This window comes from Allotamlana fucoidanivorans (genome assembly GCF_006265225.1).
Classification (GTDB): Bacteria; Bacteroidota; Bacteroidia; order Flavobacteriales; family Flavobacteriaceae; genus Allotamlana; species Allotamlana fucoidanivorans.
The window spans coordinates 301,517-318,986 of the sequence record NZ_VDCS01000001.1; the positions used below are offsets into that span (position 1 = coordinate 301,517).

General features: G+C 34.3%; 16 protein-coding genes. 13 read left to right on the forward strand and 3 right to left on the reverse strand.

Annotation, left to right across the window (positions count from 1 at the left end):
- Positions 1-90 precede the first annotated feature (90 nt).
- Entirely contained in the window at positions 91-636 is a 546-nt protein-coding gene (locus tag FGF67_RS01305; protein ID WP_139694647.1) for a VOC family protein, read from the forward strand.
- 33 nt (positions 637-669) lie between these two features.
- Here the strand turns inward: FGF67_RS01305 and dinB are convergent, their stop codons facing one another.
- The gene (gene dinB, locus FGF67_RS01310) at positions 670-1,779 is read right to left on the reverse strand and encodes a DNA polymerase IV (RefSeq protein WP_139694648.1); all 1,110 of its coding nucleotides are present in this window, start codon (positions 1,777-1,779) and stop codon (positions 670-672) included.
- Between the two features lie 64 nt (positions 1,780-1,843).
- Here dinB and FGF67_RS01315 point away from each other — a divergent pair, with 64 nt between their 5' ends.
- The 6 genes from FGF67_RS01315 to FGF67_RS01340 all read left to right on the forward strand — a co-directional run bounded on the left by FGF67_RS01315 (position 1,844) and on the right by FGF67_RS01340 (position 8,175).
- A complete protein-coding gene (locus tag FGF67_RS01315; RefSeq protein WP_139694649.1) occupies positions 1,844-2,320 on the forward strand; it encodes a CYTH domain-containing protein in 477 nt (158 codons plus the stop codon).
- Positions 2,321-2,326: 6 nt separating this feature from the next.
- Positions 2,327-2,860 (forward strand): YciI family protein, encoded by a 534-nt coding sequence (locus FGF67_RS01320; protein WP_139694650.1) that lies wholly within the window; start codon positions 2,327-2,329, stop codon positions 2,858-2,860.
- Complete coding sequence (locus FGF67_RS01325; RefSeq protein WP_139694651.1) at positions 2,861-3,736, forward strand: endonuclease/exonuclease/phosphatase family protein; 876 nt, start codon at positions 2,861-2,863, stop codon at positions 3,734-3,736.
- Positions 3,737-3,897: 161 nt separating this feature from the next.
- On the forward strand, positions 3,898-5,442 hold the full coding sequence (amaB, locus tag FGF67_RS01330; protein ID WP_139694652.1) for an L-piperidine-6-carboxylate dehydrogenase: 1,545 nt from the start codon (positions 3,898-3,900) through the stop codon (positions 5,440-5,442).
- A gap of 150 nt (positions 5,443-5,592) precedes the next feature.
- Entirely contained in the window at positions 5,593-6,981 is a 1,389-nt protein-coding gene (locus tag FGF67_RS01335; protein ID WP_139694653.1) for a DUF1800 domain-containing protein, read from the forward strand.
- A 3-nt stretch (positions 6,982-6,984) separates the two neighbouring features.
- Positions 6,985-8,175, forward strand: coding sequence for a DUF1501 domain-containing protein (locus tag FGF67_RS01340; RefSeq protein WP_139694654.1), 1,191 nt, complete (start codon positions 6,985-6,987; stop codon positions 8,173-8,175).
- 133 nt (positions 8,176-8,308) lie between these two features.
- Here FGF67_RS01340 and FGF67_RS01345 read toward each other — a convergent pair whose 3' ends face one another.
- The gene (locus tag FGF67_RS01345) at positions 8,309-9,442 is read right to left on the reverse strand and encodes an ATP-binding protein (RefSeq protein WP_139694655.1); all 1,134 of its coding nucleotides are present in this window, start codon (positions 9,440-9,442) and stop codon (positions 8,309-8,311) included.
- A 25-nt stretch (positions 9,443-9,467) separates the two neighbouring features.
- Positions 9,468-10,217, reverse strand: coding sequence for an SDR family NAD(P)-dependent oxidoreductase (locus FGF67_RS01350; RefSeq protein WP_139694656.1), 750 nt, complete (start codon positions 10,215-10,217; stop codon positions 9,468-9,470).
- 248 nt (positions 10,218-10,465) lie between these two features.
- Here FGF67_RS01350 and FGF67_RS01355 point away from each other — a divergent pair, with 248 nt between their 5' ends.
- The 6 genes from FGF67_RS01355 to FGF67_RS01380 all read left to right on the forward strand — a co-directional run bounded on the left by FGF67_RS01355 (position 10,466) and on the right by FGF67_RS01380 (position 17,418).
- Complete coding sequence (locus tag FGF67_RS01355; RefSeq protein ID WP_158293157.1) at positions 10,466-11,563, forward strand: DUF4382 domain-containing protein; 1,098 nt, start codon at positions 10,466-10,468, stop codon at positions 11,561-11,563.
- Between the two features lie 187 nt (positions 11,564-11,750).
- On the forward strand, positions 11,751-12,752 hold the full coding sequence (locus FGF67_RS01360) for an AAA family ATPase (RefSeq protein WP_139694732.1): 1,002 nt from the start codon (positions 11,751-11,753) through the stop codon (positions 12,750-12,752).
- Between the two features lie 76 nt (positions 12,753-12,828).
- Positions 12,829-13,695 (forward strand): DUF58 domain-containing protein, encoded by an 867-nt coding sequence (locus FGF67_RS01365; RefSeq protein ID WP_139694657.1) that lies wholly within the window; start codon positions 12,829-12,831, stop codon positions 13,693-13,695.
- A gap of 7 nt (positions 13,696-13,702) precedes the next feature.
- A complete protein-coding gene (locus FGF67_RS01370) occupies positions 13,703-15,361 on the forward strand; it encodes a hypothetical protein (protein ID WP_139694658.1) in 1,659 nt (552 codons plus the stop codon).
- Positions 15,361-16,365, forward strand: coding sequence for a vWA domain-containing protein (locus FGF67_RS01375; protein ID WP_139694659.1), 1,005 nt, complete (start codon positions 15,361-15,363; stop codon positions 16,363-16,365). Before FGF67_RS01370 ends, FGF67_RS01375 begins: the two co-directional genes overlap by 1 nt.
- A 15-nt stretch (positions 16,366-16,380) precedes the next feature.
- Positions 16,381-17,418, forward strand: coding sequence for a VWA domain-containing protein (locus FGF67_RS01380; protein ID WP_139694660.1), 1,038 nt, complete (start codon positions 16,381-16,383; stop codon positions 17,416-17,418).
- Positions 17,419-17,470: the final 52 nt, after the last annotated feature.

The following is a 17,470-nucleotide window of genomic DNA, read 5'->3' on the forward strand; positions in this document are numbered from 1 at the left end:
TTTTTATTAGTGGTTGCTTCATACATTCTGAGGTTTTTTATCTAAGTTTAGCAGTAAAATGAACCACTAACTATATAAACTAAACTTGTTATGATAATTAATATTAATATGAACAAAAAAGAAAACAACACGAGTTTGAATTTTATTTTCAGAGGCTGCCTAATAGCCATGTTCCTTCTTACTGGTGCAGGATATAGTTTTGCTCAGAATGCCGATTCTAAGGTTGTGGATGAAGTCAAGACACAAGCCAGAGTAACTGGATTGAGATACATATGTGTCCATGTACTTCAACTTGAGAAAAGTTTAAAATTGTATCGGGAGATTCTTGGTTTTAAGATGTCTGATGCCGAAGTGCTTCACGGACAGGGTATTGAAGGCATGCTAGTAATGAAGTTAAAGACAGATGATTTAACCATTGGACTTTCACTTACTGCACCTGAATACCTCCATACCATAGGCCCCATTGGAAACACCAACCACAATCACTTCATGCTAAAAGTGAATGACATTGTTACTATTGGGGATAAACTAAAAGCAGAGGGCTACGAGTTAGAAAATGAGCATTATGCTCGGGACAAATACACTTTTTTCGTGGGGCCCAATGGCGAAATTATAGGACTTTCTGCATGGGATTAATATAAGCAAAGCAGGTTTGCTTTTAGAATTGATTTAAAAGTCAAATTTTAATTGTACACTAACCTTTTTATTAAGACTAAGCCCAGCAGTATTTTTTTTGGCTTCGGTATTTAAATTAGACAATGAAATACCTAATAACCTCACAGAATTGTTCAATGATTCTTGGTACAGTAAATCTTTGGCGGTATCCAGTATTAGAGCCTTATCGTTTATAAAATAAGTCAGCGTTTTACTTCTTGTATGAAGTGTAAAATCACTATACTTTATTTTTAGAGTAATCGTTTTCCCAGATATTTTGCTTTTTTTCAATCGGTTTGATACTTCTTCAGCAATATGATCTAACTTTTGTAACATGAATATTTCAGAAGATAAGTTTTCGCTAAAAGTACGCTCAGCTGCCAAGCTTTTTCGTTGACGATTTGGTGTTACCGGACTGTTGTGAATACCTCTCACAATGTAGTAAAAATAGCGTCCAGATTTGCCAAAATGGGTATCTAAATATTCCAAAGATTTTTGTTTTAAATCTAGTCCCGTAAATATGCCCTTTTGATACATTTTTTCGGTAGTTACCTTACCAACGCCGTAAAATTTACGAATGTCTAAAGTTTCTAAAAATGATATAACCTCTTCTGGATTTACGGTTTTTTGTCCGTTAGGTTTGTTGTAGTCGCTTGCAATTTTGGCAATGAATTTATTAATTGAGATACCAGCCGATGCAGTTAATCCTATCTCATTCAAAATACGTGCTCTTATTTCTTTGGCTATTAAAGAGGCGCTGGGATTTCCTTTTTTGTTTTCAGTAACATCTAAATAGGCTTCATCTAGAGATAGTGGTTCTACCAAGTCTGTATAGTCGTGAAAAATCGCTCTAATTTGTTTTGAAATTTCATGGTAACGTTCAAAACGAGGCTTAACAAAAACTAGTTCAGGACAAAGTTTCACAGCCAGATTTCCGGCCATAGCACTTTTCACTCCAAATGTCCTTGCCTCGTAACTTGCGGCACTTATCACACCGCGTTTTCCGTCGCCGCCAACCGCAATAGGTTTGCCCTTTAAGTTTGGATTATCTAATTGTTCTACAGAGGCATAAAACGCGTCCATATCTACATGAATGATTTTCCTTATTGGCGGTTTGGTATACATACTGTAAATTTAACCATTAAATGTGTTTTTATGAGTATCTTTCCAAAGCGTATTGCAAAGTTATATGGAAGAAATTGAAAGAAAGTTTTTAGTAAAATCTGATGCGTTTAAAGCAGAAGCCTTTAAGCAAACAAGAATTTGTCAAGGGTTTTTAAATACGCACAAATCACGCACGGTTAGGGTAAGATTAAAAGGAGAGTTTGGATTTATTACGGTAAAAGGCATATCTTCTGATGATGGATTGAGCCGGTTTGAATGGGAAAAAGAAATACCAAAACAAGAAGCTGAGGCCTTGTTAAAATTGTGCGAACCTTCCATAATTGATAAGTTGCGTTACGAGGTTAAGGTGGGTAACCATGTTTTTGAAATAGATCAATTCTTTGGTGATAATGATGGTTTGGTTGTCGCAGAAATTGAATTGGGTTCAAAAAACGAAAAATTTATAAAACCCAAATGGTTAGGTAAAGAGGTAACAGGAGATATTAAGTATTATAATGCCGTTTTAAGTAAGCAGCCCTTTAGTACATGGGCGTTTAAATAGTAAATTATGAAAATATTATTTGTACAGTTATTGGTGATTTTTGTTGCAGTTGGATGCAAAAATGAAAAGCAAGTAAATCAAGAATTAGAGGATGTTGAAACTATTACAGAGGTAGTTGTTGATAGCATTATTGAAGAGGTTGAGTCTGTTAAAACAACAAAACAAATTAAAGCAGAATTAAAAAGTAAAGGGTTTAAAATTTTTGACTACGTTGATGAAACAACCCAAGACACCATTTTGATGCAACAGTATTTTATGGCATTTTTAAAAGCAGGACCTATAAGAGGACAAAACGAAGAAGAATCAGCTGAGTTACAAGAACAACATCTGGCTCATTTATCAAAAATGTATGAATTGGGTTATGCTGATATTTCTGGGCCTTTTGGAGATGATGGCGAGATTAGAGGTGTGACCATTTATAACGTTCCAACATTAAAAATGGCAGATAGTTTAGCCAATGCAGATCCTATGGTAAAGGCGGGCCGATTAAAAATTGAGATTCACCCTTGGTGGGCGGCAAAAGGCTTTCAATTGAGATAAATGATGAATTTCTTAAGAGCATTCGTTTTTTGCGTAAATCTGCTCATAATTCTTGCATTATTGTTGTTGCATTTTTTTGTAAAAGACGCAACCTATCAATCGTCCTTGTGGTTTTATACCTTCCCTTTACCCTTAATTATTATGGTGGTTTTAGGGATGTCTATAGTTTTAGGTAAAAAAATGAAATACAATATATGGATAGCCAGTGTGTTATTCTTGATTTGGGTGGGAAGAAGTTTTTCATTTAACTTTTCTAAAACATCAAAGCCAGATGATGTAAAGATTGTTTTTTGGAATGCCTCAAGAGATAATGACTATAAAAAAGCTTTAGACATAAATAAAGAGATACCTGACCTTTTGGTTTTAACAGAAGCTGTTCATTCCGATGTTCAGGATGTAATACCTGACCACCCCTTTTTTCATTTTTATAAATCAAAAGGTGAATTAAAAATATTGTCTAAAACCCCCATTTTAGTTAAGCTAGATACGGTTTCTGATTTTAATACTAATGTTGTGCATTTTCAAACAGCACATACAAACTTTTACGCAATAGATGCACAAGGAAGCACAGATGTGCCAAGATCTTGGGAGTGGCGTTTTGTTAATTCTATCATTAAGGTAGAAGAAAACACTGTTATTCTTGGCGATTTTAATATCCCCTATGAATCTATATTTTTAAAAAAGTTGAAGTCTAATTATGTTCACTTTTTTTATGGAAATGGTATAGGGTTTAGAGAAACCTGGTTTTGGGGTATCCCTTTACTTTCTTTAGATCAAATTTGGGTGTCTAAAGATATTGAGATAGTATGTTCAACGAAACGAAATACATGGGTTTCAGATCATAGTATGATAAAAACGGTGGTGAGAAAGCCTTAGTTTAATAAGTGTTTTAGGGTAAAAGTACTATCTCTATCTATAATACTGTTAATTAGAAATTGACAATGGTTTGATTCTATTAAATTTACAAAAAACAACATTATATTATTATATTCGTAATATATAATAAAAAAGTTAAAAAATCAATAAAATAGTAAGGAATGACTGTAAGTTTTGGAATAGATGATACGCTTGAAATTTTAGGTATAAAACATGTCAACGAAGGTTCGTCAACAGGTTTAAATCAGTTTTCAAATGGAGACCTCATTAAAAGTTATTCTCCAGTTGATGGCAGCCTAATAGGTAGTGTAAAAGCAACCACAAAAGTTGATTATGAACAGGTGGTAAATGCTGCAACATCGGCGTTTAAAACTTGGCGATTGATGCCAGCACCAAAGCGAGGCGATATTGTACGACAATTTGGGGATAAACTTAGGGAAAAGAAAGAAGCTTTGGGTAAGTTGGTATCTTATGAAATGGGCAAAAGTTATCAAGAAGGATTAGGAGAAGTACAAGAAATGATTGATATCTGTGATTTTGCAGTGGGTTTATCCAGACAATTACATGGTTTAACAATGCATAGTGAACGTTTTGGTCATCGTATGTATGAGCAGTATCATCCACTAGGCGTAGTGGGAATCATTTCTGCCTTTAATTTTCCAGTTGCTGTTTGGTCATGGAATGTTGCTCTAGCATGGATTTGTGGTGATGTTTGTATATGGAAACCTAGTGAAAAAACACCGCTTTGTGGTATAGCTTGCCAAAATATGGCTGCTGAAGTTTTTGCAAAAAATAATTTACCTGAAGGTATATCGTGTTTAATAAACGGGGATTATAAGGTAGGTGAATTTATGACTAAAGATAGTAGAATACCATTAATTTCAGCAACAGGCTCTACTAGAATGGGTAAAACTGTTGCGCAAGTGGTAGCTGCCAGATTAGGTAAAACACTTTTAGAGTTAGGAGGAAACAATGCTATTATTGTAACACCAGACGCTGATATAAAAATGACGGTAATCGGTGCTGTTTTTGGAGCTGTAGGGACTGCTGGTCAACGATGTACATCTACACGACGGTTAATTATACATGAATCTATTTATAATCAAGTAAAACAAGCCATAGTTAAAGCCTATAATCAATTACGCATAGGAAATCCTTTAGATGAAAGTAACCATGTGGGGCCACTTATAGACTCGGGAGCGGTAGCTATGTATCAAAATGCATTGCATCAAGTTGTTGAAGAAGGAGGAACATTGATTGTTGAAGGCGGTCTGTTATCAGGTGTGGGCTATGAAAGTGGGTGTTATGTAAAACCAGCTATTGCAGAGGCGCAACCACATTTTAAAATTGTACAACATGAAACTTTCGCACCCGTACTTTATTTATTGAAATATTCAGGAGCGGTTGAAGATGCCATAGCCATTCAAAATAATGTGGTTCAGGGCTTATCTTCAGCTATAATGACACATAATTTAAGAGAAGCCGAGCAGTTTTTATCGCATGCGGGAAGCGATTGTGGTATTGCAAACGTAAATATTGGTACATCGGGAGCCGAAATTGGTGGTGCCTTTGGTGGCGAAAAGGAAACTGGGGGAGGTAGAGAATCGGGGTCTGATGCCTGGAAAATTTATATGCGCAGACAAACCAATACGATTAATTATACTACAGATTTACCTTTGGCACAAGGTATTAAGTTTGATTTGTGATTGAAAAAGGAAAAGTAAGTTATAACCGATTCCTTTTAAGGGTCGGTTTTTTTGTATCTTATCTATGAGGTAATTAAACCATTTCCCAATTTTTAAGTCTAAGCATACACTATAATGCTATCTTTCATAACTACTTTAAAAGTTCATTACATGAAACCTAAACACATTCAGCATTTATATTGGCGCGTCGGTTTTGGAATATTACCAAAGGATATTGAACGGTTGTCTAAAAAAAGTAAAAAAAAGGTTGTTAATGAGCTTTTTAAGAACTCAAAGCCGATGACTTCACTTGAAGTAGATACTTCTGAAATAAAACACATGTTCAGCGCGATGATGACAGATAAAAAGTTAGACGCTGAAACCCGAAGAAAAATTCAGAAAATAAGTAGACAAAAACAAATAGAACTCAACGCAGCCTGGATTGACAGACTCGCTACAACCAATGAGATATTGCGAGAAAAAATGACACTTTTTTGGGCAAATCATTTTGTGTGTGAAGATAACAACATCAACTATATACAGCAGTTCAATAATACGTTAAGGCGTTATGCTCTAGGTGATTTTGGTGCCTTTGTAAAAGCAGTTTCAAGGGAAGCTGCCATGACAAAGTATTTAAATACCAAGCAAAATAAAAAGCAGAAACCAAATGAAAATTTTGCACGTGAACTTATGGAGTTGTTTACACTTGGTGTTGGTCATTATACTGAAGAAGATATAAAAGAAAGTGCCCGAGCATTCACAGGATATTCTCATAATTTGCAAGGGGAATTTGTTTTTAGAAAACGAACGCATGACGAGGGACAAAAAACTTTTATGGGTAAAACAGGTAACTTTGATGGTGAAGCTGTTATAGATATTATTTTAGAACAAAAACAATGTGCAAAATATATATGCACCAAAGTATACAAATATTTTGTGAATGATACTTTGAATCAAGATCATATTGAAGCGATGACCGCCGTTTTTTATAACGATTATAACATTGAAACGCTTATGCATTACGTCTTTATGTCTGATTGGTTTTATGACGAAGAAAATATGGGGATAAAAATTAAATCACCTATTGAGTTTTTAGTTGGTTTAAAAAAGGTGGTTCCCGTAACATTTAAAAATCAAAAACAGCTACTGTATCTGCAAAAATTGTTAGGACAAACCTTGTTAGATCCGCCTAATGTTGCTGGATGGAAAGGCGGAAGAAGTTGGATTGATAGTAACACCATTGTACTAAGATTAAAACTACCTTCACTTTTAACTAATGGCGCCTACATTTCAAAAGCGAAAAATGGTACTAATGATGAGCAATTAGAATCTAAAAAAGCCATGTTTAAGAAAACCTATGGTAAACGATTTAATACGCAAACAGACTGGGCTTACTTCAATAAGCAATTTAAAACGGTTCCGTTCAAAGATATGGAAAGTGTACTTTTAGCTTGTCCAATTAATGATGGAACAGCGCATTATTTAAAGAGTTTAGAAAAAGTTTCAAAGCAAGAATATTGCATTCAGTTGATGTCATTACCCGAATATCAAATGTGTTAAGTTATGGACAGAAGAAATTTTTTAAAGCAATCATCATTAGCGAGTAGCTTGTTTTTTGTGCCTAGTTTTGTTAAGGCTTTTGAAGATGTGGCGAGTAGTCAATTGGGATATAAACGATTGGTTATCATTCAACTATCAGGAGGTAATGATGGTTTAAATACGGTAATTCCGTTTAGGAATGATTTGTATTATAGTGAACGTCCGTCACTGGGCATTGCAACAAAGGATATCCTTAAAATCAATGATGAGGTTGGGCTACATAGTAGTTTAAAACCCTTAAAAAACTTGTATGATCAGGGTTATTTATCAATTATAAATAATGTAGGGTATCCCAATCCAAACAGATCACATTTTAGGTCAATGGATATTTGGCAAACCGCTAGTGATTCTAACGAATATGCTCAAAGCGGCTGGATAGGACGCTATTTAGATCATTATGGTAAGCAACCTTATTCTGCTATTGAAATTGATGAAAGTTTGTCCTTAGCCATGAAAGGCGAGCATTTTAATGCCATGGCCACTCAAGATTCTAAAGCCTTGTATAACCTTTCAAAAGACCCTTATTTTAGGCACGTAACGAAACATCAAAATGATGCACACCTAAGCGAGCATAATCTAGGATATCTCTATAAAACTATGATTGCAGCGGAGTCTTCTGCAAAATATATTTATGAAGCCAGCAAAACCATTTCTAGTACTAAAGAATACCCAAGTAACAAATTTGGAAAGCAATTAAAAACTACAGCACAGTTTATAAATTCTAACTTAAACACCAAAGTATTTTATACGTCTTTAGGTGGGTTTGATACACATGTAAATCAATTGGCTACCCAAAAACGTTTGTTAAACATCTATGCTAAAGGGATTGAGGCTTTTGTTCAAGATTTAAAAGCCAATAACACGTTTAAGGATACTTTGATTTTAACATTTTCTGAATTTGGACGACGTGTAAAACAGAATGCTAGTGTTGGTACCGATCACGGTACAGCAAATAATGTTTTTATTATTGGCGAAAATCTTAAAAAACAAGGCTTGTACAATAGGATGCCCAATTTAAGTAACCTAGATGATAATGGCGATTTGAAATTTGAAATTGATTTTAGAACCATTTACGCCACGGTACTTAATAAGTGGTTAGAAGTAAATGATACAAAGGTATTGAACAAATCGTTTTATCAATTAGATTTTATATAGTCAAAAAAAACCTTGCCTCAATGCCAAATTGTTTGGGAGAAGCAAGGTTATATCTTAAAAAGATTAATAGCAAGACAAAAATAAAACATTTTTATTTCATTTTCAGTTTTTAAGGTTAAATTAAGGTTAAGGATTAACTGTATTTCACTTTTCTTAAAATTCTAATAGCTTCTTTATACAGTTTATATATTTTAGGGCTATGTGCTTTTAACAAAGGTTTGGCTTCGGTTAACTTATTCAGTGCTTCCTCAAAATTATTTAAGTAACAAATGAGATAAGTAACAGGTAAGTTTTGCAAATCGCGTTCTTGACTCTGGTTTAATGGTAGGCCTTTTTTCATTCGGCTAAGAATAGCATTATTTGCATTATAAATGTGATGGAGTATTTTTTTATCAAATTGAGGGGCTTTAAACAGCAATTTTGTGGCTATATGGTAATGCGCATTATCTTCAAAGGTTATTAACGTTTCTTCCAATTGATAATACTTGTTTGCGCCCTGAAGGCCTAAATTCACATATTCAATTATTTTAAAACTATCATCTGTTGTATCTATAGAAACTTCGTCTAACGCCGAAAAAAATAAACGCACTTGCTCATTAATAAGCTCTATGTCTACTCTTGAATAAAATATCTCATCTTTTACTTCCTTTTTTTGCCCAGACCAGCAAACCACAAAATATTCTTTAAAGACTTTATAGGTAGGGTGGTAGTCTTTGCGCGTATTCATAAAATCAAAAACACCATTTAAGGTGTGTTCAATGTTATTTTGCGCATTTTTTTCAATGGCTGCAACAATTTCAGAATTAACATCCTTAATGACAATATCGAAAACTTTAGGCATGCTCATGCTGCCGTCTCTTAAGAAAATAGAACCACCATAGTATTTCCAAATATTTTTTCGCAATGACGTGATTAAACCTGTAGGTCTGATAGTGACTAGGCCTACAACGCGGTCATCAGGTAAATGTGGGAACGGTATATTTTCGTATTGTACAATGGGCGGATTAGTTAGATAGGCATTAATGAGGTTTTGAATTTTACTATCATCAAAAAAATCAACACCTACTATATTGCTGTCGTCATTTTCAACACCGATTACGATATATGAATTGTTTTTAGGGTTACTATTCGAAAGGGCACAAATATGCTTTAAAAACTTGGCTTTACCTTCTTTGTGACTAATATCAATTTTACGTTTCTTGTCATAAAAACTATTTTCATCGTTATGGGCCAAAAGGTGTTTTATAAGTAAACGTTTATTAATCATATTTTAAGAGGGCTTTTTTTGTTAATCATGTTTTGTTTACAATGGTGCTATTGGCTTGGGCTGTGCAAAACATTAAGACATCAGCAATATTAACATGTGGAGGTCTTGAAATAGCAAAATAAATGACTTCGGCTACGTCTTGTGCCTGTAACGCTTTAAAGCCTGAATATACCGAATCGGCCTCTTTTCCGCCTTTAAATCTTACTTTTGAAAACTCCGTTTCTACTAAACCAGGATTTACAGCCCCTACCTTTATGCCATACGGATTAAGATCTATACGCATGCCTTCTGTGATGGCCAGTACAGCGTGTTTACTTCCGCAATACACATTGCCCTTAGGGTAAACTTCCTTTCCTGCCGATGAACCGATATTAATAATATGACCAGATTTTCTTTCTGTCATTTGCGGGATAATCGCCTTACTCACGTATAGTAGCCCCTTAACATTGCTGTCCATCATGGCATCCCAGTCATCTATAGAGCCCTTTTCAATTGGGTCTAATCCGTGTGCATTTCCTGCGTTATTGATTAATACATCTATATGTTGAAATTTTGAAGGTAAGGATGTTATAGCTTTTAATACCGCATTTTTATCGCTCACATCAAAGTCTAAAATATGTACATCTGTCAACTTTTTTAAAGTATTCTGAAGTTGTTTTAAGCGTTCCAAGCGCCTACCACATAAAATTAGTCTGATGCCTTTTTTAGCAAATTCATGTGCAGTAGCTTCGCCTATTCCACTGGTGGCTCCTGTTATTAGTGCAGTTGTTTTCATTGTTTTTTTCGATTAACGGATTACCAGCAACAACATGGCTAGTATATCTGTAATACACATATAAAAATACTTAAAAGCATAACAAAATCGTATTATTGAAAGTTAATTTATTAAAATTTGATAGTTAGGTGTTTAGATGTCTATGAGCAGGTTTTGTTTAGGAATTCTTCACATTTCGCAAAATAAAATATAATCCATTCCGTTCTTTTTACCGTAAATAAGATTGAACCATTAAAAATTGAAAAACTATGAATATTGTAAAACAAATGAAATTTTTATTACCATTACTCTTTTTAACCTTTGTGTTTTCTTGTAATGATTCAGACTCTGATTCTGTTCAAAAAGGAGATCCCAGAATTTCAATTCGCTTGGTTGATGCGCCTGGTGAATATGAAGCTGTAAATGTTGAAATTGTTGATGTCATGATTAAAATGGATGATGATAGCGATGATGAAAGCGGTTGGATATCATTAGATGCAGAAGATGGAATAGTTAACTTGTTAGACTTTACTGGTGGTTTTAGTAAGGTTTTAGTGGATAGGTTTCCAATACCAGCAGGTACTTTAAGTCAAATGCGTTTAGTACTTGGTGATGGAAATACTATTGTAATTAAAAATGATCAAGATCAAGGTGAAGAATTTGATTTAAAAACACCTAGTGCACAACAATCAGGTCTTAAGCTTAAAGTCAATGAAGTTATTGAAGAAGGATATACCTATGAGTTTGTTTTAGATTTTGATGTTGAAAAATCTATTGTACACGCTGGTAATTCAGGAAATATCATTTTAAAACCAGTATTGTATGTAAGTGCTGAAAAAAGCTCTGGCATCATTGAAGGTACGGTAACGCCAACAGATGTACCATCTATGGCTTCTGTTTTAGTAGATGATATGGGAACACCAGAAACAGAAGATGATTTTGTAATTTCAGCATTAACAGATGAAAATGGAGCATTTGCTTTATGGGGCGTTCCAGCAGGAACTTATGATGTTAAGGTGATGCCTCTAGATGAAGCTTCAGATTATAGTTACGGCGAAGCTATTGGTGTTGTAGTTGTGAAAGGTGAGGTTACTGTTATTGCAGATCCAATTGAATTAATGCTAAAAACAGGAACCATTAGTGGAAAAATTTCTGGATTGGCTGAAAATGTGGTAGCAACAGTTTCTATTAATGAAGAAACTAGTGTTGAAACAAACGCTGAAGGAGATTACATGATTGAAGATGTAGTTCCTGGAGATTATACAGTGACTATTACTGCTGAAGGCTATGTGTCTCAGAACATTAATGTAACAATTGAGCCAGGAGAAGCAGAGGTAGTTGATGCCACTTTAGTTGTGACCCCTTAAAAATAGGATTGAAAACATATATGAAAAGAGCGATACCATAAAGTGTCGCTCTTTTTTTTAAGTATTAATTAACGTAGCAAAACCTAATATTTTAACCAATTATTAACAAGAATTAAAGTTTTTTTTTAACATTTTGCAATGCTCAAATGAGGGCAGTATATTCGAGCCGCTAATTAAATACAAAATGATGGAAGAAACAGGTACTATTGATATTAAGTCGATTAATGAAAAAATAGAAAAAGAAAGTGCTTTTGTTGATTTGCTAATGCTTGAAATGAATAAAGTCATTGTGGGGCAAAAGCATATGGTTGAACGCTTACTTATTGGCTTGTTAGGAAAAGGGCATATTTTACTTGAAGGTGTACCTGGATTAGCAAAAACATTAGCCATTAATACCCTATCTCAAGCGGTAAGTGGTAGTTTTAGTAGAATTCAGTTTACACCAGATTTATTACCTGCTGATGTAGTGGGAACCTTGATTTACAACATTAAAGAGAATGATTTCTCAATTAAAAAAGGGCCTATTTTTGCCAATTTCGTCCTTGCCGATGAGATTAATAGGGCGCCTGCAAAAGTACAATCAGCACTGCTGGAAGCCATGCAAGAAAAGCAAGTAACCATTGGTGATGAAACGTTTGTACTTGATAAACCATTCTTGGTTATGGCTACCCAAAACCCTGTAGAGCAGGAAGGAACTTATCCTTTACCAGAGGCACAGGTAGACCGTTTTATGCTAAAAACAGTGATTGATTATCCAAAAATTGCAGAAGAGCAGTTAATCATGAGGGCTAACCTTAAAGGGGCTTGGGAAAAAGTTCAAGCGGTAGTTTCGGTTGATCAAATTATACGTGCACAAGAGGCTGTTAAGGCAGTGTATATGGATGAAAAAATAGAAAAATATATCTTAGATATTATTTTCGCAACCCGTTATCCAGAAAAATATAAACTAGCTGATATAAAACCTTTAATCTCATTTGGGGCCTCACCTCGTGGTAGTATCAGTTTGGCAACAGCAGCTAAATGTTATGCCTTTATTAAAAGACGTGGGTATGTTATTCCAGAAGATGTTCGCGCCGTAGTTTATGATGTGTTAAGACACAGAATAGGTATTACCTATGAAGCCGAGGCCGAAAATGTAACTTCAGAAGATATCATCAATAAAATTGTAAACGAAATAGAAGTGCCATAAAATTGACAATTGATTACCAACAATTGATTATTAAACAGCAATAATCAATACAAAATAGTCAATAGACAATTAAAAAATGGATACCAAAGAATTACTAAAAAAAGTACGGAAAATTGAAATCAAGACACGTAGGTTGTCTGATCATATTTTTGGAGGAGAGTACCATTCTACTTTCAAGGGGCGTGGTATGACGTTTAGTGAAGTACGCCAGTATCAATTTGGTGATGATGTAAGAAATATTGATTGGAATGTAACCGCACGTTATAACGAACCCTTTGTAAAAGTTTTTGAAGAAGAAAGGGAATTAACCATGATGCTTATGGTTGATGTGTCAGGCTCTGAAATGTTTGGTACCAGTCAGCAATTCAAGAATGAAGTTGTAACTGAAATAGCTGCAACTCTGTCGTTTTCAGCAACGCAAAACAATGATAAAATAGGACTTATTTTATTTTCAGATCAAATAGAATTATATATTCCGCCTAAAAAGGGCCGCTCGCATGTACTTCGCATTATCAGAGAGCTCATTGAGTTTAAACCAGAAAGTAAACAAACCAATTTAGCCGAAGCCTTGAAATTCATGCAAAATGTTATGAAAAAGAAGGCTATTGTATTTGTGTTATCTGATTTCATTGCCGATGATTACCATCAAACCATGAAAATTGTTTCGCGTAAACATGATGTTACAGGTATTCGCATTTTTGATAAACGCGAAGAAACCATTCCAAATTTAGGAGTGGTTCAAATGCAAGACGGTGAAACGGGAGAGTTAATGCTTGTAAATACGGCATCAAAAAAGTTGCGCAATAATTATAACAAGTTCTATCATCAAAAAGTAGCGTACTATAAAGAAAGTTTTACAAAATCAGGTGCTGGTGCTATTGATTGTCGTGTTGATGAAAGCTATGTAAAAAAATTATTAGGTTATTTTAAAAGAAGAGGATAAACGGATTATGAATTTTAAATTACCATATAAGACTAAAACATATACCGTTTGTGAGAAGCCATCTGTGGTGGTGTTGTTTGGTATGTTTTTTCTATTTGCGTTCCATTCGTTTGCACAGGTAAAATCTACTATCGATTCAACTTCTGTAAAAATAGGAGCGCAAATCACCTATCATATTCAAGTAGAGACCGATTCATCACAGCTTGTTGTTTTTCCTGAGGGACAAACCTTCTCGCCTCTTGAAATGATTGAGTCTTACGATGTTGATACGTTGAAAAATAACGACAGATATAATCTTATTAAAAAATATGGTTTAACCCAGTTTGATTCAGGTAAGTATACTATCCCACAACAAAGAATACTTATTGGAGATAAAACCTTTTTTACGGATTCTTTACAGGTTGAAGTAAGAAACGTGGTCATAGATAGTACAGAGGGATTATTTGATATTAAACCGATTATCGCGGTTGAAAAAAGTGCGAGTAATTGGTGGCAATACGTCTTGATTACCCTATTAATTATAGCGGTAGTTGCTTTTTTGTTGTTTTGGTTTATTTGGAGGCAAAAACCTTTAACCGAAGATGAGAAAATAGCGTTATTACCACCTTATGATCGCGCTAAATTGGCACTACAAAAACTTGATGAGAGCCCGTATTTAGAACAAGAGAATCTAAAGGATTATTACTCTGAGTTAACTTTTATTATTAGAAAATATCTTGAAGAAAAGGTCTATGATAGAGCCTTAGAAAGTACAACCAATGAACTAATAGATCGGTTAACCTTGCTTAAAGAAGGGAATCAAATTGATATTAGCCAAGAAGATATTAAAAATTTACAAAACATTTTACAACGTGCAGATTTGGTGAAATTTGCTAAATCGGCTCCAGATATTGAATTGGCAAAATTAGATAGAGAAACTATTGATGTTGAAATAGATCACGTTAAGGAAGCCTTGCCAGAACCAACAGAAGAAGAAAAGCTACTCGATGAACAATACAGACAAGAGCAAGAGCGTAAAAAGAAACGCAAAAAAATATGGATTACCGTTGGTATTAGTGTATTTCTTCTATTAGCTACCATTACAGGATTTTCCTTAAGGTATGGTTTTAATTACGTAAAAGATACTATTATTGGTCATGATAGCAAAGAGTTGCTTGAGGGAGATTGGGTAACCAGTCAATATGGGTTTCCACCAGTTACTATCTCAACGCCTAAAGTTTTAAAAAGAACAACGCCTGAGCTTTCTGAGGAAATGGCACAGCAATTAGAGATTACGCAGTTTAGTTATGGTAGTTTGATTGATAGATTTCATATTACAGTGGCTACAACCAAGCTAAAAGCTTCTGGGGAAACTAAAATTGATCTGCAACAAGCTATTGAGGGTAATTTAAAATTATTTGAATCGGCAGGTGCCCAAAATATTATTACTAAAAATGAAAAGTTTACTACGCTCAACGGAGCAGAGGGATTAAAGGTTTTTGGTACTATGGATGCTTTAATACCCAATACAGAACAAATAGAGAAAGGGAAATATGTGATTTTAGGATTTACATCAAAAAATGTAATTCAACAAATCATGATATTTCATAAGGAAGAGGATGTTTATGCAGCGCAAATGGTAGAGCGTATTTTAAATTCAGTGGAACTTAAAGAGGCAGAAAAATAATGTTTGAAGGTTTAGAATTTTTAAATAAGGGTTTTTTCTGGTTTCTGTTGGTGATTCCTTTGACTGTTTTGTGGTATGTATTAACCTACAAACGTCAAACGGCGGAATTAAAAATGCCAACGTTAAAAGGCTTTAAAGTAACATATTCTATCAGACCAAAATTAAGACACGCACTGTTTGTTTTAAGAATGGTGGCATTAGCTCTTTTAATTATGGCCTTAGCAAGACCACAATCTGTTGATGTTTCTACAAAAACTAAAACTACGCGAGGCATCGACATTGTTATGGCCATTGATGTGTCGGCCAGTATGTTGGCAAAAGATTTATCGCCAAATAGATTAGAAGCCCTAAAAGATGTGGCGGCAGATTTTATAAAAGATCGCCCTAATGATAGAATCGGTTTGGTTGAATATGCTGGAGAAAGCTATACGAAAACACCTATTACTAGTGATAAAGCTATAGTGCTTCGTTCTTTAAAAAGTATTAAATACAATACTATTATTGAAGGCGGTACAGCCATTGGTATGGGACTAGCTACGGCCGTAAATAGGTTAAAAGACAGTAAAGCAGCTAGTAAGGTCATTATATTACTAACCGATGGTGTAAATAATTCAGGGTTTATAGATCCTAAAATAGCTAGTGAATTGGCCGTTGAATACGGTATTAAAACGTATACCATTGGTTTAGGTACCAATGGTATGGCTTTATCTCCAGTGGCTATTTTGCCTAACGGTAATTTTCAATATGGAAGAATACAGGTTGAAATAGATGAAGTATTGCTGAAGGAAATAGCCGAAGCCACAGGCGGAAAGTATTTTAGAGCTACAGATAATGAAAAGCTTGAAGCCATTTATGAGGAAATTAATAAGTTAGAAAAAACTGAAATTGAAGAATTTAAGTTTTATAATTATGATGAGAAATATCGATTTCTAGTTATTTTAGCGGGTATTTTATTATTGGTAGAGTTGCTATTACGTAATACTGTTTTTAGAAGTTTCGTATAAACAAAAGAATATACAATGTATCAATTAGAAGAAAAAATATGGTTTTGGGCATTGGGAATTATTCCGGTAATTATCCTTCTCTTTTTGGTGCTTCAATTTTGGAGATACAGGGTACAAAGTAAATTTTCTGATAAAAGATTACTTAATAAGTTATGTCCCAATAAGTCTATTTTTAAAGGCGCTCTTAAAGTTATTGTATTGAGTTTGGCCTTTTTCTGTTTAACCATCGCTCTGGTAAACCCTAAAATAGGAACCAAGTTAGAAACGGTGAAACGTGAAGGGGTTGATATTGTTTTTGCAGTGGATGTTTCAAAAAGTATGTTAGCCGAAGATATTGCACCAAACCGTCTTGAAAAATCAAAACAGTTGGTTACCCAAATTATCAATAATTTGGCTAGTGATCGGGTGGGAATTATTGCGTATGCTGGTAAAGCGTTTCCGCAGTTACCCATTACAACGGATTATGCATCGGCAAAGATGTTTTTACAAAGTATGAATACCGATATGTTATCGTCACAGGGAACTGCCATTAACGAGGCTATTTCATTGGCTAAAACTTATTTTGATGATGAGCAACAAACCAATCGGGTATTAATCATAATTTCAGATGGTGAAGACCATAGTGAAGCATCGGCTTCGGTTGCAGAAGAAGCTCATGAGGAAGGTATTAGAATTTTTACCATTGGTGTAGGCGATGTAAAAGGAGGGCCTATTCCAGAAAAACGAAATGGTGTGGTATTAAATTACAAAAAGAACAGCGAAGGCGAAACAGTTATTACTAAACTTAATGAAGACACCTTAAAAGATATTGCTAGTGCAGCTAATGGGGTTTACATTAATGGAAGAAACACCAATGAAGTGGTTGAAAATATAAGAGAGATTTTAAACGCTATGGATAAAACAGAATTTGAAGCCAAGCAATTTGCTGATTTTAAAAGCCAGTTTCAATGGTTTTTAGGCTTCGGAATATTCTTTTTATTGCTCGATGTATTTCTTTTAGAACGAAAAACAGCATGGCTGAAAAAATTAAATTTATTTAATGAGAATTTATAGTTTCTGTGAAAGCACTATAATTTATAAGTTCTTTAACTGAAATAAATAAAGA